At 60.6% G+C, this 20,967-nt stretch carries 20 protein-coding genes; 7 read left to right on the top strand and 13 right to left on the bottom strand.

Annotation, left to right across the window (positions count from 1 at the left end; all coding sequences use genetic code 11):
- Nucleotides 1-9: 9 nt before the first annotated feature.
- From mgrA to PZN02_RS15855, 9 genes are all read right to left on the bottom strand, one after another.
- Nucleotides 10-1,038: an L-glyceraldehyde 3-phosphate reductase gene (gene mgrA, locus PZN02_RS15895; RefSeq protein WP_280658915.1), complete on the bottom strand. Its 1,029-nt coding sequence runs from the start codon at nucleotides 1,036-1,038 to the stop codon at nucleotides 10-12.
- Nucleotides 1,039-1,221: 183 nt separating this feature from the next.
- Nucleotides 1,222-2,358, bottom strand: a complete 1,137-nt coding sequence (locus PZN02_RS15890) for a Gfo/Idh/MocA family protein (RefSeq protein ID WP_280658914.1) — start codon at nucleotides 2,356-2,358, stop codon at nucleotides 1,222-1,224.
- Between the two features lie 14 nt (nucleotides 2,359-2,372).
- Entirely contained in the window at nucleotides 2,373-3,134 is a 762-nt protein-coding gene (locus PZN02_RS15885; protein ID WP_280658913.1) for a sugar phosphate isomerase/epimerase family protein, read from the bottom strand.
- Nucleotides 3,135-3,192: 58 nt separating this feature from the next.
- Nucleotides 3,193-3,891 (bottom strand): D-lyxose/D-mannose family sugar isomerase, encoded by a 699-nt coding sequence (locus PZN02_RS15880; protein ID WP_280658912.1) that lies wholly within the window; start codon nucleotides 3,889-3,891, stop codon nucleotides 3,193-3,195.
- A 5-nt stretch (nucleotides 3,892-3,896) separates the two neighbouring features.
- Nucleotides 3,897-6,371 carry a beta-mannosidase gene (locus PZN02_RS15875; protein WP_280658911.1) on the bottom strand — a complete coding sequence of 825 codons (2,475 nt, stop codon included), beginning with the start codon at nucleotides 6,369-6,371 and terminating at the stop codon, nucleotides 3,897-3,899.
- 108 nt (nucleotides 6,372-6,479) lie between these two features.
- Nucleotides 6,480-7,565: an ABC transporter ATP-binding protein gene (locus PZN02_RS15870; protein WP_280658910.1), complete on the bottom strand. Its 1,086-nt coding sequence runs from the start codon at nucleotides 7,563-7,565 to the stop codon at nucleotides 6,480-6,482.
- A gap of 6 nt (nucleotides 7,566-7,571) precedes the next feature.
- Entirely contained in the window at nucleotides 7,572-8,456 is an 885-nt protein-coding gene (locus PZN02_RS15865; protein WP_280661521.1) for a carbohydrate ABC transporter permease, read from the bottom strand.
- Nucleotides 8,457-8,508: 52 nt separating this feature from the next.
- Nucleotides 8,509-9,417: a carbohydrate ABC transporter permease gene (locus PZN02_RS15860; protein ID WP_280658909.1), complete on the bottom strand. Its 909-nt coding sequence runs from the start codon at nucleotides 9,415-9,417 to the stop codon at nucleotides 8,509-8,511.
- A 297-nt stretch (nucleotides 9,418-9,714) separates the two neighbouring features.
- Nucleotides 9,715-10,950, bottom strand: coding sequence for an ABC transporter substrate-binding protein (locus PZN02_RS15855; RefSeq protein WP_280658908.1), 1,236 nt, complete (start codon nucleotides 10,948-10,950; stop codon nucleotides 9,715-9,717).
- Between the two features lie 523 nt (nucleotides 10,951-11,473).
- Here PZN02_RS15855 and PZN02_RS15850 point away from each other — a divergent pair.
- A complete protein-coding gene (locus PZN02_RS15850; protein ID WP_280658907.1) occupies nucleotides 11,474-12,535 on the top strand; it encodes a LacI family transcriptional regulator in 1,062 nt (353 codons plus the stop codon).
- Between the two features lie 61 nt (nucleotides 12,536-12,596).
- On the opposite strand, the gene PZN02_RS15845 is transcribed toward PZN02_RS15850, so the two are convergent.
- Nucleotides 12,597-12,953, bottom strand: coding sequence for a YciI family protein (locus tag PZN02_RS15845; protein ID WP_280658905.1), 357 nt, complete (start codon nucleotides 12,951-12,953; stop codon nucleotides 12,597-12,599).
- A 166-nt stretch (nucleotides 12,954-13,119) separates the two neighbouring features.
- Between PZN02_RS15845 and PZN02_RS15840 the strand changes: the two genes are divergently transcribed.
- The gene (locus PZN02_RS15840) at nucleotides 13,120-13,425 is read left to right on the top strand and encodes an antibiotic biosynthesis monooxygenase family protein (protein ID WP_280658904.1); all 306 of its coding nucleotides are present in this window, start codon (nucleotides 13,120-13,122) and stop codon (nucleotides 13,423-13,425) included.
- A 26-nt stretch (nucleotides 13,426-13,451) separates the two neighbouring features.
- Here PZN02_RS15840 and PZN02_RS15835 read toward each other — a convergent pair whose 3' ends face one another.
- Entirely contained in the window at nucleotides 13,452-13,718 is a 267-nt protein-coding gene (locus PZN02_RS15835) for a hypothetical protein (protein WP_280658903.1), read from the bottom strand.
- 124 nt (nucleotides 13,719-13,842) lie between these two features.
- A complete protein-coding gene (gene gndA / locus PZN02_RS15830; RefSeq protein ID WP_280661520.1) occupies nucleotides 13,843-15,273 on the bottom strand; it encodes an NADP-dependent phosphogluconate dehydrogenase in 1,431 nt (476 codons plus the stop codon).
- A 483-nt stretch (nucleotides 15,274-15,756) separates the two neighbouring features.
- On the opposite strand from gndA, the gene PZN02_RS15825 reads away from it, so the two are divergent.
- The 3 genes from PZN02_RS15825 to PZN02_RS15815 all read left to right on the top strand — a co-directional run bounded on the left by PZN02_RS15825 (nucleotide 15,757) and on the right by PZN02_RS15815 (nucleotide 17,493).
- A complete protein-coding gene (locus PZN02_RS15825) occupies nucleotides 15,757-16,596 on the top strand; it encodes an AraC family transcriptional regulator (RefSeq protein WP_280658902.1) in 840 nt (279 codons plus the stop codon).
- A gap of 111 nt (nucleotides 16,597-16,707) precedes the next feature.
- A complete protein-coding gene (locus PZN02_RS15820; RefSeq protein ID WP_280658901.1) occupies nucleotides 16,708-17,112 on the top strand; it encodes an SRPBCC family protein in 405 nt (134 codons plus the stop codon).
- 27 nt (nucleotides 17,113-17,139) lie between these two features.
- Nucleotides 17,140-17,493, top strand: coding sequence for a VOC family protein (locus PZN02_RS15815; RefSeq protein WP_280658900.1), 354 nt, complete (start codon nucleotides 17,140-17,142; stop codon nucleotides 17,491-17,493).
- A gap of 554 nt (nucleotides 17,494-18,047) precedes the next feature.
- Here PZN02_RS15815 and PZN02_RS15810 read toward each other — a convergent pair.
- Nucleotides 18,048-18,506, bottom strand: coding sequence for a GNAT family N-acetyltransferase (locus PZN02_RS15810; protein WP_342394703.1), 459 nt, complete (start codon nucleotides 18,504-18,506; stop codon nucleotides 18,048-18,050).
- Between the two features lie 286 nt (nucleotides 18,507-18,792).
- On the opposite strand from PZN02_RS15810, the gene PZN02_RS15805 reads away from it, so the two are divergent.
- Together PZN02_RS15805 and PZN02_RS15800 are read left to right on the top strand one after the other, a co-directional pair.
- Nucleotides 18,793-20,712: a hypothetical protein gene (locus PZN02_RS15805; protein ID WP_280658899.1), complete on the top strand. Its 1,920-nt coding sequence runs from the start codon at nucleotides 18,793-18,795 to the stop codon at nucleotides 20,710-20,712.
- A gap of 31 nt (nucleotides 20,713-20,743) precedes the next feature.
- On the top strand, nucleotides 20,744-20,962 hold the full coding sequence (locus PZN02_RS15800) for a hypothetical protein (RefSeq protein WP_280658898.1): 219 nt from the start codon (nucleotides 20,744-20,746) through the stop codon (nucleotides 20,960-20,962).
- Nucleotides 20,963-20,967 lie beyond the last annotated feature (5 nt).

Here is a 20,967-nt window from a genome sequence, read left to right as displayed (position 1 = left end):
CGCTCTGTTTCAGAGCTCCGCCGACTTGGCCCACAGGTTGATATCGGCCTCGCGCGCATAGAGATCGATCTCGGCCAGTTCTTCCGCCGTGAAGCTGTCGTTCTCGAGCGCCTTGACGCAATCGACGATCTGCGCGGACCGGCTGGCACCGATCAGAGCCGACGTAATACGGTCGCCGCGCAGCACCCAGGCAAGCGCCATCTGCGCCAGCGTCTGGCCACGCCGCTCGGCAATGCCATTCAATTTGCCGATGTTTTCAATGATCGACGGGCGGATGAAATCCTTCTTGAGGAAGTGGTTCTGGGCTGCGCGGCTGCCCTCCGGGATCCCGTTCAGATACTTCGTCGTCAGCATGCCCTGCGCGAGCGGCGAGAAGACGATCGAGCCGATACCGAGGTCTTCCAACGTATCGACGAGGCCGTCGTCCTCCATCCAGCGGTTGAGCATCGAATAGCTCGGCTGGTGGATCAGGCATGGCGTGCCGAGATCCTTGAGGATTGCCGCCGCTTCGCGGGTTCGCTGCGAATTATAGGACGAGATGCCGACATAGAGCGCCCTGCCCGAACGGACGATATGGTCGAGCGCGCCGCAGGTCTCCTCGAGCGGGGTGTCGGGATCGAAGCGGTGGGAATAGAAGATGTCGACATAGTCGAGGCCCATGCGCTTCAGGCTCTGGTCGCAGGAAGCGATCAGATATTTGCGGCTGCCCCATTCGCCATAGGGACCCGGCCACATATCGTAGCCGGCCTTGGAGGAAATGATCAGTTCGTCGCGCAGACCGGCGAAGTCGGTGCGCATGATTTCGCCGAAAGCCGTCTCCGCCGATCCGGGCGGGGGACCATAATTATTGGCTAGATCGAAATGGGTGATGCCAAGATCGAACGCCGTGCGGCACATGTCCAATTTGCGCTCATGCGGCGTGTCGCCGCCGAAATTGTGCCAGAGGCCGAGCGAGATCGCCGGCAGCTTCAGCCCGCTCTTGCCGCAGCGGTTGTATTTCATCTTCTCGTATCGGTTTTCCGCCGGTTGCCAGGCCATTCTCGATTCCTCTGTTTCGGGTGGGTGTTTGGATACCCCTCCCCAACCCTTCGCCACAAGAGGGAGGGGTTTGTCATGCCCGATCTTTTGCCTTTGTGCGTCTGGCCCCTTGGGGGGCCTCGGCGAATGGGAAACGCCGCGGCCCTCTTTTCTTGGGTGTTCCTCGTACCGGGGATTTCTTATTCAGCGCAGCAGCGCCTGCGCCTCTTCGATGCCGAGAGCGGCCGGCTGCGTGCAGGTGGTCGAAAGCGTCACGAACCGCCCCTCTTCGCCCGACTTCAGGATCGACACCATCACGTCGACACCGTGAAGCGCGCGGTCGAGCGAGCAACGCGCATCGCGCCCATTGAGGATGGCGTCCGCCATGTCGGCGAGACCGGCCGTGCGGTAGTTGGCGATCGGCCCGGCCGGGTGATCCCAGTTGTTGACCGCAAAGGGATGCTCCCACATTTCGAGGGGCTGGATGTTCTTGTCGCGCCCACTCGCCTCGACCGTGCCGCCGAAGAAGTTGGGATCCGGCACGAAAAGCGATCCTTCGGTGCCATAGAGCTCCATGTGGGCGTGGCGGTGCGACCAGACATCCCAGCTTGCCGAAAGCGTGATCGTCGCGCCGTTCTGGAATTCGAGCAGCGCATGGATATTGGTCGGCGTCTTGACCGGGATGACCTCGCCGTTGCGCGGCGCGCTGGTGATGGTGCGCGTTTCGCTCGCCATCGAGGAAAGCGCGGCGACGCGCTTCACCGGGCCGATCAGGTTGATGAGGTTGGCGATGTAGTAAGGTCCGAGATCGAGCACCGGACCGCCGCCCGGCAGGAAGAAGAAATCCGGGTTCGGATGCCACATCTCCATGCCGGGGCTCATGACGTGGCAGGTACCAGAAGTGATCCGACCGATCTTTCCGGCGTCGATGTAGTCGCGGGCGAGCTGGTGCGCACCGCCGAGGAAGGTATCCGGTGCGCAGCCGACCGTTAGTTCCTTCGCCTTGGCGATCGTCCTGAGTTCCTCGCCCTGCTCCAGCGTCAGAACCAGGGGCTTTTCGGAATAGACATGTTTTCCCGCTTCGAGGATCGCCTTCGAAACGGGAAAATGCGCGTCCGGGATCGTCAAATTGACGATGATGTCCACCTCCGGATTGGCCAGCAGCGCCTCGATGCTCTGCGCCGTCACGTCATATTCTGCCCCCCGCGCCTCGGCCGCTGCCGGGTTGATATCGGCGCACGCGACCATTCTGATGCCCTTGAAGAGCGGCGCGAGCCTGAAATAGGTGGTGGAGATGTTGCCGCATCCGATGATGCCAACGCCAAGTTCCTTCGTCTTCATGTTTTTCCCGTCGCTCAATAGGATTGGATGGAAGCCAGCGAACGTTCGGCGAAGCGCCGGAAGTCGCTGGGGTTGTCATGTTCGGCGATAAAATATTTTACCGAGGTTGCGGAGAGCGCCTTTACGAGCCCCTTCCAGTCGATCGTGCCGTGGCCGACATCTGCCCAGCCGTCCTCATCCGTCTTCTCGCCCTTGGGGGCGATGTCCTTGACGTGGACGGCGGTGATGCGGCTGCCGTATTTCGCGATCCAGGCGAAGGGATCGGCGCCACCGCGCACGATCCAGGCGATATCGGCTTCCCAGGAAAGATCCGGGCCGCCGGCGAAGATGTGGTCCAACGGTATGGAGCCGTCTGCAAGGGCATGGAATTCGAAGTCGTGATTGTGCCAGCCGAAGTCGAGTCCCGCATCCCGGAAAGGCTTGCCCGCCGCTTGCAGCCGCGCACCGAAGGCGCGCCAGCCGGCCGCATCGCTCGGGCGCTGGTCCGGCATCAGGTAAGGGCAGTAGATTGCCCGGATGCCGAGCGCATTGGCGATCCGCAGCACCCGCGCCGGCTCCTGCTCCAGCATGTCGATCCCGAAATGCGCGGTAGGCATGGTGACGCCGTTGCGTTCGAGACCGCGCTTGAAATCAGCGACCTCTTCGTCGGTCAGCGATGCGTAAAGCGCACCGTAGCCCTCGACCTGGGTATAACCGGCCTTGCCGACGGTCGCGAGCACATCGGCGAGCGGTGGAAAATTGCGGGCGCTGTAGAGTTGGAAGCTGACGTCTTTCATCAAAAATTCTCCTCGTTGAGTGCGCAGGAATGAGTTGTTGAAAGTAGGTAAGGGCGTTTCAACCTGTTGCCTTCAGCCAGGTGTCGTAGTCCGAAACAAGCAGGTGGAGCGGATGTTCGTCCTCTTCGATTGCGGAAAAGCGGCCCACCAGCTCGCGGAAATAGTTGTCGGTAAGGTCGTCGTTGACGGTCGAGACTTCGCCCATCAACACGTCGCCTCCCTCCGCCCAAAAGGCATGCCAGTTTCCGGGCGGCAAAGTGACGCTCTCACCGGGTTCAAGCTGCAGGAGCTCCCCCGCCTTCTGCCGGCGCAGGCGCGCATCGCATGCCACTTCGACGTCGCTTTCCTCGTCGACTGAGCCATCGGGCAGCGAGTTGTACATCTCAAGGACCAGAGTGCCGCCGCCGCGATTGATGATGTCCTCCGTTTTCACCGCGTGACGGTGCAATGGATTGACCTGGCCCGCACGCGTGATCATCAGCTTCTCGGCATAGACCATGCCCTTGCCGGTGCCGAGATTGGCCGCGGCACCGTTCCTCAGGGTAAAAAGGACGAGGCCGAATTCGCCGAAGCGCCCCTTGCCGTAATCGGTGATGTCCCAGCCGAGCCGCGCCTCAAGGATCGTCGGGCTGTCGGACGCAACCCGCGTCTTCAATTCCTCCGGCGACCAGTAGGCAAAGGGGGGCAGCACGAAGCCGTGGCTACGCATGAAGGCGTCGCTTTCGCGGATGATCTCGTTGACGTGGCTGCGCCTCATCCGGCTCACCCTTTTCCCTGGCAGGATTCGAGGTCGTAGGCGATGAAGCTCGGCACGATGCCTTCGGCGAGCAGCACCTTCGGCGTGAAGCGGATCACCTTCGTCTCGCCGGCCGTCAGGTCGAAGGCATTGTCGGAATAACGCCCCTCGACATCCCCCTCGATCATTACGTGCAGCGCGAGACCGCTCGCCGAGACAATCACGTCGAAGGCGCCATCCAGTCGCGGCACGGTCTCCAGCGTCAGGCCGGACGGCGAAAGATCAAGCGCCTTGTAGGTGCCCTGGACATGATGCCCCTCGCCACGCATGCCGTTCGAGGCTTCAAACGACCAGAAAAGAAGAGCGCCTTCCGGGATGTCGCCGGTCCCGATGGTGACGAGCGTGGCAGCGCGGTCCGGCGCGCAGGCGCCGGCGGCCGCTGCAAGCGGGCGACGCTCGCCGTCAAGCGAAACGACAAAGGTCTGTAGTTCGACCGTCACCATCTCGGCGGTGTCGTTCACCATCGAGAAGGTGATCTCCTTGCGGTCCGCGGAAGGAATGGCGGCGACGGCGACCGGCTGGAAGAAGCGGCGGGCCATATAGTGCATGGCCTTCCAGTTGCCGCCGTAGTCCAGGCTCGACCAGGAGGCGACCGGCCAGGTGTCGTTGAGCTGCCAATAAAGCGTGCCCATGCAATGCGGTTTCAGCGACCGCCAATAATCGACCGCGGTGCGGATCGCGAGTCCCTGCTGGATTTGGCTCAGATAGACGAAGCTCGGGAAATCCTTCGGAAAGCGGAAATAGCGGAACATGGTCCCGGCGATCCGCTCGTTGCCGCCGGCATTCTTCTGATGCGCCTCCATCACCGGCGAGGCGATGTTGAGATCGCGTGTCTCGGCGAATTGCCGGACGATCGGCATCGAGGTGTAAGACTGGAAACCAAATTCCGAGCAGAAACGCGGGCGCACGGTGCGATAATTGTCGAACGACTTGTTCTCGTGCCAGACGGACCAGTAGTGCATGTCGCCCGCGCCGTCCGCATGCCATGCATCGCCGAAATTGAGGTGGCCGACAGACGGGCTCGAAGGCCACCAGATCGCTTCCGGGCAGGCGGCCTTCATGGCAGCCTCGACCGTGCGGTTCAGCCGGTCATAAGAGACGAGGTAACGGTCGCGATCCTTGCGGCTTTCTTCGAACCAGGTGAGCGCGCCGACAAGTTCGTTGTCGCCGCACCAAAGCGCAATCGACGGGTGGGACGACAGGCGTTTGACCTGGTAGTCCACCTCGGCCGCGACATTGTCGAGAAAGTCCAGTGTAGAGGGGTAGAGATTGCAGGCGAACATGAAGTCCTGCCAGACGAGCAGTCCCAGCCGGTCGCAGAGATCGTAGAACCAGTCCGGCTCGTAGAAGCCGCCGCCCCAGACGCGGATCATGTTCATGTTGGCGTCGACGGCGGATTGCAGGAGGTCCTCAACCCCTTGCAGCGTCACGCGCGACACCAGCGCATCCGCCGGGATCCAGTTCGCGCCGCGGCAGAAGACCTCGCGGCCGTTGATGCGGAAGGCAAAACGGCTGCCCGCCTCGTCCTTGTCGGTGACAAGCTCGATCGTGCGGAAACCGATCTGGCGCGTCACGCTCTCGTCCGGCAGTTCGACGTTAAGGACGGAAAGCGCCTGCTCGCCGCTGCCTGCCGGCCACCACAATCTCGGCTTTGCGACCGTGAACACGTGGGTGATCCGGGTCTCGCCGGCGGCGACCGCGCAGTCCAGGCGCTCCCGCATGCCATCGAGTTCGAAATGAATGGGTACGATGCCGGGTTCGCGGGCAAAGAGCGTGACGGTCACCTGCAGGTCGATCGAGCCGTCGGTAAGCCAGAGCTGACGTGTGGTGAGGTGTTCGATGCGCGCGGTCTCCAGCCGGCGAAGTGCCAGCGAGCCATAGATGCCGAGCGGCGCGATGGCGATGTTCCAGTCCCAGCCGAAGTGGCACTGGGGCTTGCGCAGCATGTTGCCGTTGGCAATCGGCGAATTCCCATCGTGATAGGGCACGTAGAAGGGCTGCGCCGCCTGCCGGCGCGCGCCCTCGGCAATCGAGGAGTGCAGCACGATGCGGAGGCGGTTCTCGCCGACGACGAGCGCACTCGATACGTCGGGGCGATAGCGGCGAAAGCAGTTTTCCGCCTGCAGCACCAGTTGATCGTTGACGAAGACCGAGGCGACCGTGTCGATGCTCTCGAAATCGAGATACCAGCACCCGTCGAGATCGTCCGCATCGATGGTGACCGTGCGCTCCAGAACCCAGTCCTTGTGCGCGACCCATTGCACATCAGCCTCGTTCCGGCCGGCATAGGGATCCGCGATGATGCCCGCCTGCTGCAACGCGCTATGCACATCGCCCGGAAGCGCGATGGTAAGCGCGTGGCTGTTGTCGGTCGAGGCAAGCAGCCAGTCACCGGACAAGTCGATGCAGATGGCGTCGCGGTTCAAGGTTTCGGGGGGCATTTCCTCAATCCATTTATGGAGCGGCGATCGAGGCCGACATCATTATCGTTTGTTGCGATTATCGTTTATTGCGGCCCGGACGGCGTCGCCCGGGCTCGATATTGGTTCTCAAAGACGGTTTTCGCTGGCAGCGTCGAAGATTGAGGCGACCCCCATGTCGAAAGAAAGGCGCACTGCGGTGCCGGGCTGGTAGCGCCGTTGGCCGGCGATGCGCACGGACATCGTTTGACCGGCAAAAGTCAGCCACAAAAGGTTGTCGGCGCCCATCGGCTCTTCGATGTCGACCACGGCCTGGTGCGTTGTATCTCCTGCCCCGGCCTCGTCGATCTTGACGTGCTCCGGCCGAAGACCAAGCACGACCTTCTGGCCCGGCTGTAATTTTGTCTGCGCGGGATAGGCGGTGACGTCGAAGGCGACGCCGTCGACCTGCACGACGCTACGGCCGTCCTTGGCGGCGACCTCGCCACGGAAGAAGTTCATCGACGGCGAACCAATGAAGCCGGCGACGAAGAGGTTCTCCGGCGCGTTGTAAATGGTCATCGGATCGGCGAGCTGCTGGATGACGCCACCCTTCATGACGGCGATGCGGTCGGCCAAGGTCAGCGCCTCGATCTGGTCGTGCGTGACATAGATCATCGTGTTCTTGAGAGACTGGTGCAGCCGCTTGATTTCGACGCGCAATTCCGATCGCAGCTTGGCGTCGAGGTTCGACAAGGGCTCGTCGAAGAGGAAGACATCGACGTCGCGCACAAGTGCGCGGCCGATCGCCACGCGCTGGCGCTGGCCGCCGGAAAGCTCGGCAGGCTTGCGCTTCAGAAGCGGCTGGATCTGCAGGATTTCCGCCGCGCGTGCGACACGCTTGTCGATTTCGGCCTGCGGCACCCTGGCAACCTGGAGCCCGAAGGAGAGGTTCTTCTCGACCGACATCTGCGGGTAGAGCGCGTAGGACTGGAACACCATGCCGATGCCCCGGTCCTTCGGCTCCTCCCATGTGACATTGCGGTCCTTGATGAAGATCTGCCCTTCCGAAACGTCAAGCAGGCCGGCGATGCAGTTCAAGAGCGTAGACTTGCCGCATCCGGACGAGCCGAGCAGGACAAGGAACTCGCCATGATTGATGTCGAGATTGAGCTTGTCGAGAACGGTGACGGCGCCGAAGTTCAGCGACAGGTCCCTGACTGAAACACTGGTCATGCTTGATTATCCTTTCACTGCGCCGGCGGCGATGCCGCGCACAAACAGCCGGCCGGAGACGAAGTAGATCGCCAACGGCACGAGCCCGGTCAGGAGGGTCGCCGCCATGTTGACGTTGTATTCCTTCACGCCCTGCACAGAGTTGACGATATTGTTGAGCTGCACGGTCATCGGGTAGTATTCCGGCCGTGTGAAAACCACGCCGAACAGGAAGTCGTTCCAGATGCCGGTCACCTGAAGGATCATCGCAACGACGAAGATCGGCAGCGACATCGGCAGCATGATCTTGAAATAGATCGTCCAGAACCCGGCGCCGTCGACGCGCGCCGCCTTGAAGAGTTCCTCGGGCAAGCCGGCGAAATAGTTGCGGAACAAGAGGGTCAGAATCGGCATGCCGAAGATCGTATGCACAATGATGAGACCGGTCAGCGTGCCGTAGACACCCATTTCCCTGAGCACGATCACGATCGGGTAGATCATCACCTGATAGGGAATGAAGGCGCCGACGATGAGGATGGTGAAAAACAGGTCGGCCCCTTTGAAGCGCCAGTTGGCGAGCGCGTAGCCATTGATCGAGGCGATCGCGATCGAGATGATCACCGAGGGAACGGTGATGCGCACCGAATTCCAGAACCCGCGCGAAAGCCCGTCGCAATTAAGGCCGGTGCAGGCCTGCGCCCAGGCCTTTACCCAGGGTTCGAAGGTGATTTCGACCGGAGGCGCGAAGATGTTGCCGACGCGGATTTCCGGCATGCCCTTGAGCGACGTCATGATCATCACGTAGAGCGGCAGCAGGTAATAGAGGGCGACCACGATCAACGTGCCGTATACGACGATGTTGCGGCGAGAGAGTGTCCGGCGCGGCTTGGCGCCACGCGGACCGGATGTGATCCTGTCGGGAACCGCTTCGTCCTCGGTAACCGTGCTGTTGTTGGCGACGAGATTAAGCACGCTTGCGACCTCCTCCGAATTCCAGATACGCCCACGGCACGATGATGATCGCGACCGTCACGAGCATCATGGTGGAGGCGGCAAAGCCCTGGCCCAGGTTCTGGGCCTGGAACATGTAGTCGTAGACGTATTTGGCAGGCACTTCCGAGGCGATGCCGGGGCCGCCGCTCGTCTGCGCTACGACGAGGTCGTAAACCTTGACGATGCCGCTCGCGATGATGACGAGCGTCGTGATGAAGACGCCGCGCATCATCGGGATGATGATAAGGACATAAGTCTTCCACATCGGGATGCCGTCGACCCGCGCAGCCTTCCAGATGTCCTCGTCGATGCCGCGCAGTCCGGCGAGCATCAGGCACATGACAAGACCTGTGCCCTGCCAGAGGGCCGCGATCAGAATGCCGTAGATGACAATGTCGGAATTATAGAGCGGATCGAAGTTGAAGCTCGTCCAGCCAAGGGACCGTACGATCGACTGTATGCCGTATTGCGGATTGAGCAGCCACTGCCAGACCAGGCCCGTGACGATGAACGACAGCGCGAAGGGATAGAGCATGATCGTTCGAAACGTGTTCTCGAAACGGATCTTCTGATCCATCAGCGCCGCCAGCACAAAGCCGATCACGAGACTGAAAACCAGTGAAAAAAAGCCGTAGATCGCGAGATTCTCGATCGAGACGAGCCAACGCGGTGCCGCCCATAGCCGCTCATACTGGTCGAGACCGACGAAGGAAAGCCGTGGCAGCAGCTTCGAGTTGGTGAAGGAATAGAGAACCGTCCAGGCTGTGCCGCCGACGAAGATGACCACGGCTGTCAGGATCATCGGAATAGAGGCGATCTTCGCATTCAGGTTCCGCAACCACTGATTCGGGCGAGCCGAGCCGCGTGTTTGGCCTGTCATGTTTGCTCCTCCGAAACTGCAATATATTCGGTGGGCGGTACTCGCAGCGAAACACGCCGCCACCTCACCGTGGTAATGGCCCCTGCTCGGCACTCCGTGTTCACGCGAACATATAATGAACGCTCAGAACACCTTGATCTGGAACATCTTATCCGCGTTCGCAATTCAGCTCGAAAGCGGGATGCTCCTTGCGCCGACGCCGGCAGACATCGTCACGGGTGCCCGGCGCGAACGCGTCGTGCCGAATGGGGCATGAGGGCGGCCCCGCGAATGCGCGGGGCCTTCAATTGGCATCTATTAGTCTGCCGCCGCGATGATCGCGGCGAAGCGCTTCTGCGCATCCTCCGGCGTCATCGACGGGTTTGCGAAGAACTCGGAGAACAGGTCCTCCTTTTGCTTCTGACTATCGGCAGACAGAAGCTGGTCGGTGCCCTTGATCACATTGCCCTTGGCAAGGATATCGAGCCCCTTCTTCATGCAATCATTGGCGGCTGCGAGGTCGACGTCGCCGCGCACCGGCAGCGAGCCCTTCTTCAGGTTGAAGGCAACCTGCGTCTCCGGCTTCAGCAGGGCCGATGCCAACGCCTCCTGCGCCTTCGCCTTTTCTTCATCCTCCAGCAGCGGGAAGTAGAATGCGTCGCCGCCGGTCGAGATCACCTCGTTGACGCCAAGCCCCGGAAGGCAGGTGTAGTCGACACCGGCCTTCTGGCCCGCAAGCTGGAATTCACCCTGGGCCCAGTCGCCCATGATCTGGCCGCCGGCCTTGCCAGTGATGACGAGGTTCGTTGCCTGGTTCCAGTCCTGGACATTGCTGCCTTTTGACATGCGGCGCGCGTCGTCGGCAGCGTTGAAGACCTTGGCGATCTCCGGACCTGCAGCCACTTCCTCGTCCTTCTGGGCGAACACCTTCTCGAACGTGTCTTTCCCGGCGATCGCCACCATCAGCACGTCAAAGGCACCTGCCGCCTGCCATGGCTGACCGCCGACGGCGAGCGGCACGATACCGGCCTTTTCCAGCGCCGGTGCTGCCGCGACGAACTCATCCCAGTTCTTCGGCACGGGAACGCCGGCCTGCTTGAAGGCCGCATTCGAAAGCCACAGCCACTGCCAGGAATGGATGTTGACGGGCGCGCAATAGATCTTGCCCTCGATGGTGCAGGACTCAAGCAGGCTTGCCGGCTTGACGATCTCCTTCCAGTTCTCGCGCGTGGCGAGATCCGTCAGGTCGCGCATCAGGCCCGACTGCACCAATTCCTCCGCCTGACGGCCGTGGTTGAACTGGGTAGCAGCCATCGGATCGCCGCCGGTGATGCGGCTGATCATGATCGGACGCGCGGTCCCGCCCGAGCCGGCGATTGCACCGTCGACCCACTTGTTGCCGGTCGCATCGAAAGCCTTGGCCAGTTCGGCGACCGCCGCGGCCTCGCCGCCTGAGGTCCACCAATGCGTGACCTCCAGATCGGCGGCGTTGGCCACACCGAATGGCAGGGCGACGGTTGCGGCCAATGCGGCGGCCATGGAACGCAATTTCATGAGTTCTCCTCCCTCACTGTAACGTTGCCGTAAAAACTTAGTTCAAACGATTTTCCGACGCAACACCCACAACGGATAATTCTAGATATTATTTTCAATTCGCCTAATACGTGTGTCTGACAGCTCTTCAAAGAGGATAACATCGATCCTCGGCTCAGTCGTGCGAGCCTCCAATTCTCGGCCATAACGCTTTGATTCAAAGGGATTCTGAACCGAAATAGATCGCGGAGCACTTGGGCGGCACTTCGCAAATGCAATATCTCGCTTCGCGACTGCAGGATTCAACCAGATGGTTATGTTCTTCGCAGTGCAGCAACGAAAATGCTCGACATCGCTACTGTATCGTTACAGATTTTGTTCCGCGACACAGCTCCGACAAATCTGGTCACCGGTCACAATTCGTATATAAGCCGGGAACCGAGACGGATCGGGCGTGTTCGCATCGAAGCTGCGAGTCAAAGCGGGCGCTTGACCGTGGCGGTTTGCGCAAAGGTCTCAAAAGGGGACGGGGCTGGTGACGGGGATGGACGGCAAGACGAAAAACAGGGCGGCGGCAGTGCCGCCGCCGGACGGCGCCAGGCCGACGCTGAAAACGATCGCCTTCATGACCGGTCTTGGGATCACCACGGTTTCCCGAGCATTGAAGGATGCGCCCGACATCGGCGCCGAAACCAAGGAAAGGGTGCGCCTCGTCGCCAAGCAGATCGGCTACCAGCCGAACCGTGCCGGCGTGCGCCTCAGAACCGGCAAGACCAATGTCATCAGCCTCGTGCTGACACTGGAGGAAGAGATCATGGGCATCACTAGCCCCATGGTCGTCGGCATCACCGAAATCCTCGCTGGCACCCAGTACCATCTGGTGGTTACCCCTTACAGTTCCACAAAGGATCCGTTGGGGCCGATCCGCTATATCCTCGACACGGGCGCCGCCGACGGCGTAATCATCTCGCGGACGGAGCCACACGACCCGCGTGTGACGCTGATGACCGAGCGCCACTTGCCCTTTGTCACCCATGGCCGCACGGAAATGGGGATCGTCCATCCCTTCCACGACTTCGACAACGAACGCTTCGCCTATGAGGCGGTGCGCCGGCTCACCGAGCGCGGCAGGCGCCGGCTGGTGCTATTGGAGCCGCCGCCGAACCTCACCTTCCATTCCCACATGCGCACGGGCTTCGAGCGTGGGCTTAAGGATTTCGGTGCGGAAGCGGTGAGCTTCCACCATGTCAACATCGACCACAGCCTCGTCGCCATCCGCGACGCCTTCGAGCAACTGATGCGCTCGGTTGACGCCCCGGACGGCATCGTTTCCGGCAGCGGTTCTGGCGCGATTGCGTTAATCGCAGGGATCGAATCTGCGAGCAAGAAGGTCGGCGACGATGTCGACATGGTCTCCAAGGTGCCGAGCGACTTCCTACGCTGGCTGCGCCCCGAAGTCATGACCATGTACGAGGACATCCGGCTTGCCGGTCGCGAGCTCGCCAAGGCTGTGATCGGCCAAATCGAAGGCAAGCCACCCGAAACGCTGCAAAGCCTCAGTCAGCCGGAATTCCAGCGGCCCATGTCGATATCGCGAAAGGCGTAGCTGAGACGGCCGACAGACCCCCCTCTGCGCCGTTTGCCTCGGGTTCGATTGTTGCGATGCCTTACTGCCCAGGAAGCGGCAGACATTCCATGATTTCCACGGCGTCGCCCGGGAAGATCGTGAAATGCGGATGTTTCTCGAACAGCCTTGCGGCAGCTTCGTGCGATTCCGCCTGAACGACCACATACCCCGTCATGCTGTTCTTGATGTCGGAAATCCCTTCCGGGGACACGCGCTTCGTCTTCCCGAGAGGGCTTCCCTGGTCGATGATGGAGGCCGCATTCGCCCTTCCCCATTCCATCCACGCCTCGACGCCCGCAACCTCACGCGCCTTGCGCTCTTCGTCGTCCATCTGCTTCCACTGCGATCTCGCGAGCGCGGCTTCCGTCCCTATGTAAATGGCCAGAAATCTCTTCATGGCTTCGATCCTCCTCATTTGGTTAGCCGCCCGCTCTTGCGGGCGATCATGCGTGAGAGTGCTGCGACCGGTGACATTTCGGCCGGCAATCTCGGCAAAATTGAGTGGTGGAACTACCGCCACCATTAATGGTATTCTTGCCTCCGAAAGATATGGGGGTAGCGTCATGACAGCATACAACGTGGTTCGCTTCCGTACGAAACCGGGGCTGGAGGACGAGTTTGAGACCTGGTTCCGCCAACTTCGTCGCGATTTCGAAGGATTGCGGAAAATGGCGCTCATCAAGACCGGCGAACGGTCCTATTGCTCGATCGGCGAGTGGGAAAGTTTCGATCACATCGTTGCAGCGCGGCCGAAAATGATCAGCAATCTCGACAAGTTCCGCCACTCCCTCGAGGGGCAGGGGGAAAGCATAGACGTCACGGATGCCGTTTCCGGTGAGGCGATCTACGAGAGCGCGCCAACCAAATAGCGCCACTGGCTGCGCGGGCGCAGTCATCACGCCCCGATAGTTGGCCAGTACTTGTCGTCGGTGAAATCACCGGGGATGGGATTGAGCTGCTCGAGTTTCTCGGCAACGAATTCGATCTGCATCTTTAGATATTGGGTGGACTTCGGGACCGGCGAGCCGGTTGCGAGGCTGCGAACCCGCCATTGCTCGTAGCCGGTCGCCTTTATGCGTCGCTCCGCCTCGGCGCGGATGGTCGGCCTGTCGGCGGACATGGCTTCATTGGCTTTACCGCCGTCGATCACTTTCAGTTTCATACCGGTTTTTGAGAGTTTTCTGAGTGGAACTCTGGCGCAATTCCGTGCGGAATTGCGTAGTTTCAAAAGCTTACGGGGGCGGCCGCGAAAGCCGCCCCATTTTTTACGCGAAGACCGATCCGCCTTAACCGTTCAGCCCACTCCCCCACGGACCGTGGTGGCTGTCGGCGCCATCGACGCGGTCGAAGCCGTGGGCGCCGAAGAAGTCGCGTTGCGCCTGGATGACGTTGGCCGTGCCACGGCCGCGCCGGTAGCTGTCGAAGTAGCCGAGCGCTGAGGCGAGCGCCGGCACCGGGAGGCCGCCGAGCACGGCGGCGGAAACGACACGGCGCAGTGCTGCGTCCGTCTCCTTGACCATCGCCGCAAAGGCCGGCGTCACAATCAGATTGGCGGCATCCGGCGCCTTGGTAAAGGCGGTGGTGATCTCGTCGAGGAACTGCGAGCGAATAATGCAGCCGGCACGCCAGATTTTGGCGATCGTCGGCATCGGCAGGTTCCAGCCGAACTCCTTCGAGGCGGCCGACATCACAGAGAAGCCTTGCGCATAGGCGCCGATCTTGGCGGCGAGCAGTGCGCTTTCGAGGTCCTTGAGGAACGCATCCCTGTCGGCCACCGTGAAGTCGCCGACCGGCGGCAGGCCGAGGATCTTCTCGGCTGCTTCACGCTCCTCCTTCATCGAGGAAATGCTGCGGGCGGCTACGGCGGCTTCGATGCCGGTCGCCGGAATGCCCATGTTCTGCGCCTCGATCACCGACCATTTGCCGGTGCCCTTCTGGCCCGCCTTGTCGAGGATCAGGTCGACGATCGGCTTGCCGGTCAAGGGATCGGCGGCGTTCAGCACCTTTTCGGTGATCTCGATCAGATAGGAGTTGAGCCGGCCCTTGTTCCAGGCGCCAAAGACCTCGCCGATCTCGGCAGCGCTCATCTTCAGCCCGTCGCGCAGGATGCCGTAGATTTCGGCGATCATCTGCATGTCGGCATATTCGATGCCGTTGTGGATCGTCTTGACGAAGTGGCCGGCGCCGTTTTCACCGAGCCAGGCGACACACGGGTCGTTCTCGTATTTCGCGGCGATCGAGGTCAGCACCTTCTCGACGCGGCGGTAGGACTCTTCCGTGCCGCCGACCATGATCGACGGCCCGTGGCGCGCGCCCTCCTCGCCGCCGGAAACACCCATGCCGATGAAGGTCAGCCCCGAGTCCTTCAGCGCCTCGAAGCGGCGCATCGTGTCGCGGAAATTGGCGTTGCCGGCGTCGATCATGATGTCGCCCTTGGCAAGATAGGGCTTCAGGATCTCCATCTGCTGGTCAATGGCTTCACCGGCCTTGATCATGATGATGATCGGCCGCGGCGGGCGGATCGCGGCGACAAACTCTTCGATCGTCTCGCAGGGAACGATCTGCTCCTTGAGCGCGCCGGCCTCGGCATAGAACTTGCGCGTCGCCTCGACCGTGCGGTTGAATACGGCGATCTTGTTGCCCTTTTCCGCGATGTTGAGGGCGAGGTTCGACCCCATGACGCCGAGGCCGATAAGCCCGATTTCCGCCTGTGACACGTGATTGCCTCCGTTGGAAAGAAGAGCCGCCGCGATCGGAACAGACACGCGGAGAGCCCCTCGATATTGATCTGCGCATGTTCGGCCCGCTCCGGGATGGGCGGCCAGGACATGCGGCGGCGGAGGTTCTTTTGGCACCCAAATCGATTTACGACAAGCCACTCCTGCGAAAATCAATCCATTTCAGGCTAGCCGTCGCCATGCTGACGACGCGTTTCCAGATCTTGTCGAGTGTCCAGAGACGGACGCAGCTTTGGCGACAGGCTGGGGGCGCATTGATGGGAATCCGAGAATGCTTTGCTATTCGAGCCGCGTTTTGCCGGATCTGACCGCGCCTAACCTTGATCTGCGTCAAGTATGCACCCTATTGCCGCACGGTGCGTCGAAACGTCCAAATCGCGCACCAATTGGATTTTGCCTGCACGCTTTGTGCCCGATTTCCGGTGTAAGGTTGGAGAAGCTTTGTACGACGGATCGTTTCGGATGAAGGAAATCCCGCAAGACCCGCCCGACTGTCCCGGGCTCGCCCAGAGCCGAGGCATCTATCGCGAGCAAGCGTCATCCGGCGCGTTGGCCGGCGATGTGAAGTGCTTCTGGACGCATCACCTGCACGAGCCAGCGCGTGTTGCGGTGGTACCGGATGGTTGCGTCGACATCATCTGGATTTCCGGCGGTCTTGCGGTCGTCGGGCCAGACAAGGTGGCGGCCTTTCCCCAGCTCGTCGCCGGCGAAACCGTCGTCGGCGCTCGCTTCCGCATTGGCTCGGCCGCCTCCTGGCTGCGCACCCCGCTCGACGGGATCACGGGCAAGACGGTTCCGCTCGATGCTTTCTGGGGCCGCGAGGCGCGTGTGCTGGAGGCGCAGATGGCGGAAGCGACGGATGCCGCGGCCCGGATTGCAGTTCTCCGGGCGGCTCTGCAAAGCCTGCTCCCGACTGTGAAGCCGCCATCGGCCGAGATCACCGCCTGTGTCTCGCTTCTCGAAAACGACCGGATAAGCTCCGTCGAGCCGATCCGCACGCTCGTTCAAGAGACAGGAACCAGCGAACGGACGCTGCGTCGTCGCTGTCGCGAGCATTTCGGCTACGGCGCCAAGACGCTCGACCGCATCCTTCGGCTGCTGCGCTTTCTCGTCGCCTGCGGAGCCCGGCCGCAATCCGCATTGGCGACGCTCGCACTCGACGCAGGCTATGCCGATCAGGCTCACCTCAGCCGCGAGGCAAGGGAACTGACGTCGTTGACCCCCGGCGATATTCAGAAGCAGCTCGCATATGTGATGCAGGACTTTAGAAAAGTTCGGCAACTTGCTTATCACGAACGATAATACGAACTGTCACGCGGCGGCGGACTGCCGAACAGCCGACCGTGTTTGGCCGTTTCGTTCAAGACGGCGCCCTCGGAACGTGGTAGCCGTGGCGCCAAAGGGAGTGAACGCATGGCAACCATGGCGGCAAAAATCATCCACACATCGATCGCGCGCGATTGGCGCGACGTCTATGCCTTCATGGCCGATCACGAGAAGATGCCGCTTTGGGCGGCCGGGCTTTCCACGGGCCTCACCCGCGACGGCGACGAATGGATCGCACCCGGTCCGCTCGGAAACGCGCGCGTGCGCTTTGCGCCGGACAATGATTTCGGCGTGGTCGACCATCTCGTGATGCTCGAAAGCGGGCTCAAGGTGCACAACGCGTTACGCGTCGTGCCGAACGGCGACGGCGCCGAGGTCATGTTTACCCTGCTCCGACAGCCGGACATGAGTGACGAGGAGTTCGCCGCTGATGCGACAGCCGTCGAAAAGGATCTCGCGACGCTCAAGTCCATCATGGAATCCGAGCGTTAAGCAACGAACAGGAGGAATTGGGACGCCATGAGCAACAAGGACAACGACCGCCGCATCGACTACATCGAGTTCAACGTGGCAAACATCGAAGCGAGCAAGGCCTTTTACGGCGGCGCCTTCGGCTGGACCTTCAAGGATTACGGGCCGGAATATTGCGAATTCGCCGACGGTCGCCTGACGGGCGGCTTCACGACACTTGGTCCCGTCCGGAGCGGCGGGCCGCTCGTCATCCTCTACGCCGACGATCTTCAGGACGCGGCACGGCGGGTCGAGGCGGCCGGCGGCAAGATCGTCAAGCCGATCTACTCCTTCCCCGGCGGCCGCCGCTTCCATTTCGCCGACCCGGACGGATACGAGCTCGCGGTCTGGTCGGCCCAGTAAAGAGGGGGCTACTCGCCGAACCGGATGAACAGCGCGCTGACGAGGCCGAAGACGACGATGCACTGTAGAATGAACATCGGCCACTCTGGTGACATCGATTTTTCCTCTCTACAGCGCCGCGCGTCTCGTTAGAGGCGCATAGGTCGCTGTAGAACTTTGAATCTCTGCATGATTTCGTCCCTAAATCGATTCCGATTCAGGGAATCATGCAGTAGCAGGACATGCGTTCTCGCGACGCATTCGACGCATAGCCGGGACGACCAGCCCCAGCGAGGGTTGATGATGAACCGAACCAACAACAATAGCGAGTCCGACGTATGGGTGACGCGCACAACAAAAGGCCCCGCGCCCTTGTACGCAGGCCCCTTGCCCACTCTGGCTCTCGAAGGACCCGCCGCCTATTCCTCGTCGCTGACGAGCGGACGAAGACCGCGAGCTGCTTGACGGGCGTGTCGCCGGCACATCAGCTTCGAACAGAAATGCCTTCGCAGCACGCTTGTCCGGCGTTCAGGCGAAACGCCCTGCTAATCCTCTCGCAACCAGCCCAATACAGCTCAAGCCAATTTGGAGTAGATATCGAGTTTGTCGCTGGAGACGAACCCATTACGACGGTAGAACTCGGATACTCTGCCCGAGCGTTGCGATACCAGCCATACTTTGTGACATCCCGCCGCCTTTGCCGCCTCGACGATGGCGCCAAGCAGTGCCGTTCCAACGCCGGCACCCTGCTCACCTGGAAGCACCGCAACCTCCTCCAAGTACAGCAACTGGCCTGCATGGTGTCTGTGCCGCGTGCCGATTGTAATCCCAATGACATTGTCTGCGTCCCGGGCCGCTAACGCTATTCGCTTTGGCGCGGCCAAAAGCTGCGAAACACGTTCAGTTGCGGCTTCGACGGGCCAGTCCTCATTCCAAGGGGGCGCGGCGTATGCGCGAGAAATGATGGTTGCTGCCGCTTCGAGGTCTGCCTCGTTCATCTGCGTGATCAAAAAAGACATGCGCTCAGATTTCATCAATGACCTTCCACAGTATGTCCCTCGTACATCAGCGATGTGAGCGTTTCGAACCGGAGGACTCCGCCGCCTGCGTCGATCGTGCTCAGCTTCCGTAATGCGCAAGAGTCGCAAACCTCTCGAAATCGTCGCGCAATTTGCTGCTGAAATCTACCCTAACGATAGCTTGTTCAGAAATGAACGCAGTTGTTGAAGTCTGCGCGCAGTTGGAACAAACTGCCGCTGATACACAGTCGGCCGCCGACCTGGGACATCTTCTACATCGGGTCGCGCCGTAAAGGACAAGATGGCTTTCTTTTTGCAGACCTTTGGGGGCTTGAGGCTCGTCGACTCGGAAAGCAACCACGTTGCTTTTCCCGAAAAGGGATTGCTGATTCTCGTTTATTTGCTCACAACCCCAAGCGGTTCTGCGTATCGACAGGAGTTGGCTACATTTTTATGGAGCAACGAGGATAAGGCCGTTTCGCTTTCGAACTTGCGTAAGACCGTTTCGAGAATAAAGACTCGCCAAAATGAACTCGGAGCGCAGTTCCTTTCCTTCACGGAAACCATGATTTACGTTGATCGGGGGTCTTTGTCCTCCGATGTCTTGTCGATTGACAAGGAGGGTGTGGCGGAGCCCGTTTCTCAGCTTATGCGCCTCACAGACCTATTGAAGCAGTCTTTCATCGGGACGGTTAACTGCGACAGCTGCGATTTTGACAGTTGGCTCGCGGAACGCAGAAATCACCACAAGCGTCTTCTCAAAGATTCGCTGGAAAGAGCGGCACCTTTGGCCCGCACCCAAGCGGAATCTGAAGTCGTCAAGGATGCGGCTATCCTCCTCTTCCGGGCCGAACCCGCGGATCCAGATACGCTCCGATTCCTCGTAAAAATATTTGGCGCGGAAAGAGAAGTTGAGGACCTGCGACGGTTTTTTGAGCAGAGGAGCAGTTCAATTTCGCGAGGCATCGATGCTCTTAGTTCTGCCATCGATAAGAAATCGGCAAAAATCCTCGCTAAGGCGCGAGCGCCCTCATCTGATGCCGGCAGATCCGGCATCAAAGCGGCAATTCCTCGCCTTGTGTTGCTGCCTCCGACCAATCAATCCAGCCGTCCCGACGCCGGCCTCGTCGCCGCTTCGTTGATCGAAGATATTACGATCGGATTTTGTGCCCTCAATAGCCTCCAGGTTATAGCCCCCCATTCGGCCGTTCGAATTGGCCACGATATGGAGGACCAGGTTGCGTTCTTTGAGAACCATTCGGTCACCTACGTTCTCGACACCCGGATCAGCAGCCTGGGAGACGAAGTGACGTTGTTCGCCCAGCTAATCTTCCTTCCCGATAGCGAGATTACTTGGGCGGAGAGGTTCGGCCTCGGTCATCTTGACCTTGTTCGCGATCGAAGAGTGATTTCGCGACGCATCGCACTTTCGGTTTCCAGTGAGATCGAGCGGCATGAAACGACACGCTCCTATCTTGAACTGAACCCGACTGCTTACCATCGATATCTTGTCGGCAGACCGCACCTGAATCGACTCACGCTTCCAAACTTGCGGCGTGCGCGCAAGGAGATGAAGGCTGCGCTGCAAGCAAGTCCCGATTTTGCACCGGCGCTGAGCGCCATGGCCCGAACCTACTCAAAGGAGTGGTTGTTAACGGCACGAGGCGATATCGATCTTTTGAAGACGGCGGAGACTTTCGCAGCGCAGGCGATGGGAGCGCGCGCGGACCTAGCCGATGGCTTTCGCGAATTTGGCGTTGCCAAATTGTTGCAAGGTGCATTCGATGAAAGCGCTGAAGCGATGGAATTGGCAGAGACGCTTGGTCCGCATTATGCGGATGTCATCGCCGACCACGCGGATACGTTGGTCCATTGTTCGCGCCCTGCCATGGCCTTGCAGAAGATTGAGCGCGCGATCGAGTTGAACCCTCTCAGCCCGGACGCTTATCTCTGGACCGCGGCGGGAGCCCACTACGCTCTCAGCCACTTCGAGGCGTCGCTGGATTATATCAGCCAGATGGAAGATCCGAGCTTAGCGGACAGGCTTTCAGCCGCCAGCTGGGCGATGTTGGATCACATGGATAAGGCGCGCTTTTTTGTTCGCAGAGTTCGCGAAGCCAATCCCGCTTTCGACGTCGACCGGTGGCTGGCCGCCGTTCCGACTAAGGAGCGATGGCACAAGGATCTCTACCGTGAAGGACTAAAGAAGGCAGGATTTTAGACCGCAGATCTGCAACAGGGGAAATTACGCAATGGCTAGAGTTGTCGTGATCAGGATAGCAGATGAGGAGGGGCTGTGGGTGATCGATCTGGATGCTCGGAGTGTCGTGCCTCTCGATCCGCCCAACGCAGGGGGGCTCAAGGCGGTGACGGACCATCGTGCGAGCGGCAAAATCGTAACGAAGGGCGTGGACGTGGCGGTGGTCGTTAAGTCCGCAGAGGCCGCATTCTCAGGTCACTATGATGGCTAGCCCGT

Source organism: Sinorhizobium garamanticum, from assembly GCF_029892065.1.
Classification (GTDB): domain Bacteria; phylum Pseudomonadota; class Alphaproteobacteria; order Rhizobiales; family Rhizobiaceae; genus Sinorhizobium; species Sinorhizobium garamanticum.
The sequence above is the reverse complement of the archived record's forward strand: the minus strand, read 5'-3'. Positions and strand labels throughout refer to the sequence as shown.

Coding starts and splice junctions, on each gene's coding strand:
- mgrA (WP_280658915.1), bottom strand. CDS start 1,038: ATGGCCTGGCAACCGGCGGAAAACCGATACGAGAAGATGAAATACAAC.
- PZN02_RS15890 (WP_280658914.1), bottom strand. CDS start 2,358: ATGAAGACGAAGGAACTTGGCGTTGGCATCATCGGATGCGGCAACATC.
- PZN02_RS15885 (WP_280658913.1), bottom strand. CDS start 3,134: ATGAAAGACGTCAGCTTCCAACTCTACAGCGCCCGCAATTTTCCACCG.
- PZN02_RS15880 (WP_280658912.1), bottom strand. CDS start 3,891: ATGAGGCGCAGCCACGTCAACGAGATCATCCGCGAAAGCGACGCCTTC.
- PZN02_RS15875 (WP_280658911.1), bottom strand. CDS start 6,371: ATGCCCCCCGAAACCTTGAACCGCGACGCCATCTGCATCGACTTGTCC.
- PZN02_RS15870 (WP_280658910.1), bottom strand. CDS start 7,565: ATGACCAGTGTTTCAGTCAGGGACCTGTCGCTGAACTTCGGCGCCGTC.
- PZN02_RS15860 (WP_280658909.1), bottom strand. CDS start 9,417: ATGACAGGCCAAACACGCGGCTCGGCTCGCCCGAATCAGTGGTTGCGG.
- PZN02_RS15855 (WP_280658908.1), bottom strand. CDS start 10,950: ATGAAATTGCGTTCCATGGCCGCCGCATTGGCCGCAACCGTCGCCCTG.
- PZN02_RS15850 (WP_280658907.1), top strand. CDS start 11,474: ATGGACGGCAAGACGAAAAACAGGGCGGCGGCAGTGCCGCCGCCGGAC.
- PZN02_RS15845 (WP_280658905.1), bottom strand. CDS start 12,953: ATGAAGAGATTTCTGGCCATTTACATAGGGACGGAAGCCGCGCTCGCG.
- PZN02_RS15840 (WP_280658904.1), top strand. CDS start 13,120: ATGACAGCATACAACGTGGTTCGCTTCCGTACGAAACCGGGGCTGGAG.
- PZN02_RS15835 (WP_280658903.1), bottom strand. CDS start 13,718: ATGAAACTGAAAGTGATCGACGGCGGTAAAGCCAATGAAGCCATGTCC.
- PZN02_RS15825 (WP_280658902.1), top strand. CDS start 15,757: ATGAAGGAAATCCCGCAAGACCCGCCCGACTGTCCCGGGCTCGCCCAG.
- PZN02_RS15820 (WP_280658901.1), top strand. CDS start 16,708: ATGGCAACCATGGCGGCAAAAATCATCCACACATCGATCGCGCGCGAT.
- PZN02_RS15815 (WP_280658900.1), top strand. CDS start 17,140: ATGAGCAACAAGGACAACGACCGCCGCATCGACTACATCGAGTTCAAC.
- PZN02_RS15810 (WP_342394703.1), bottom strand. CDS start 18,506: ATGAAATCTGAGCGCATGTCTTTTTTGATCACGCAGATGAACGAGGCA.
- PZN02_RS15805 (WP_280658899.1), top strand. CDS start 18,793: ATGGCTTTCTTTTTGCAGACCTTTGGGGGCTTGAGGCTCGTCGACTCG.
- PZN02_RS15800 (WP_280658898.1), top strand. CDS start 20,744: ATGGCTAGAGTTGTCGTGATCAGGATAGCAGATGAGGAGGGGCTGTGG.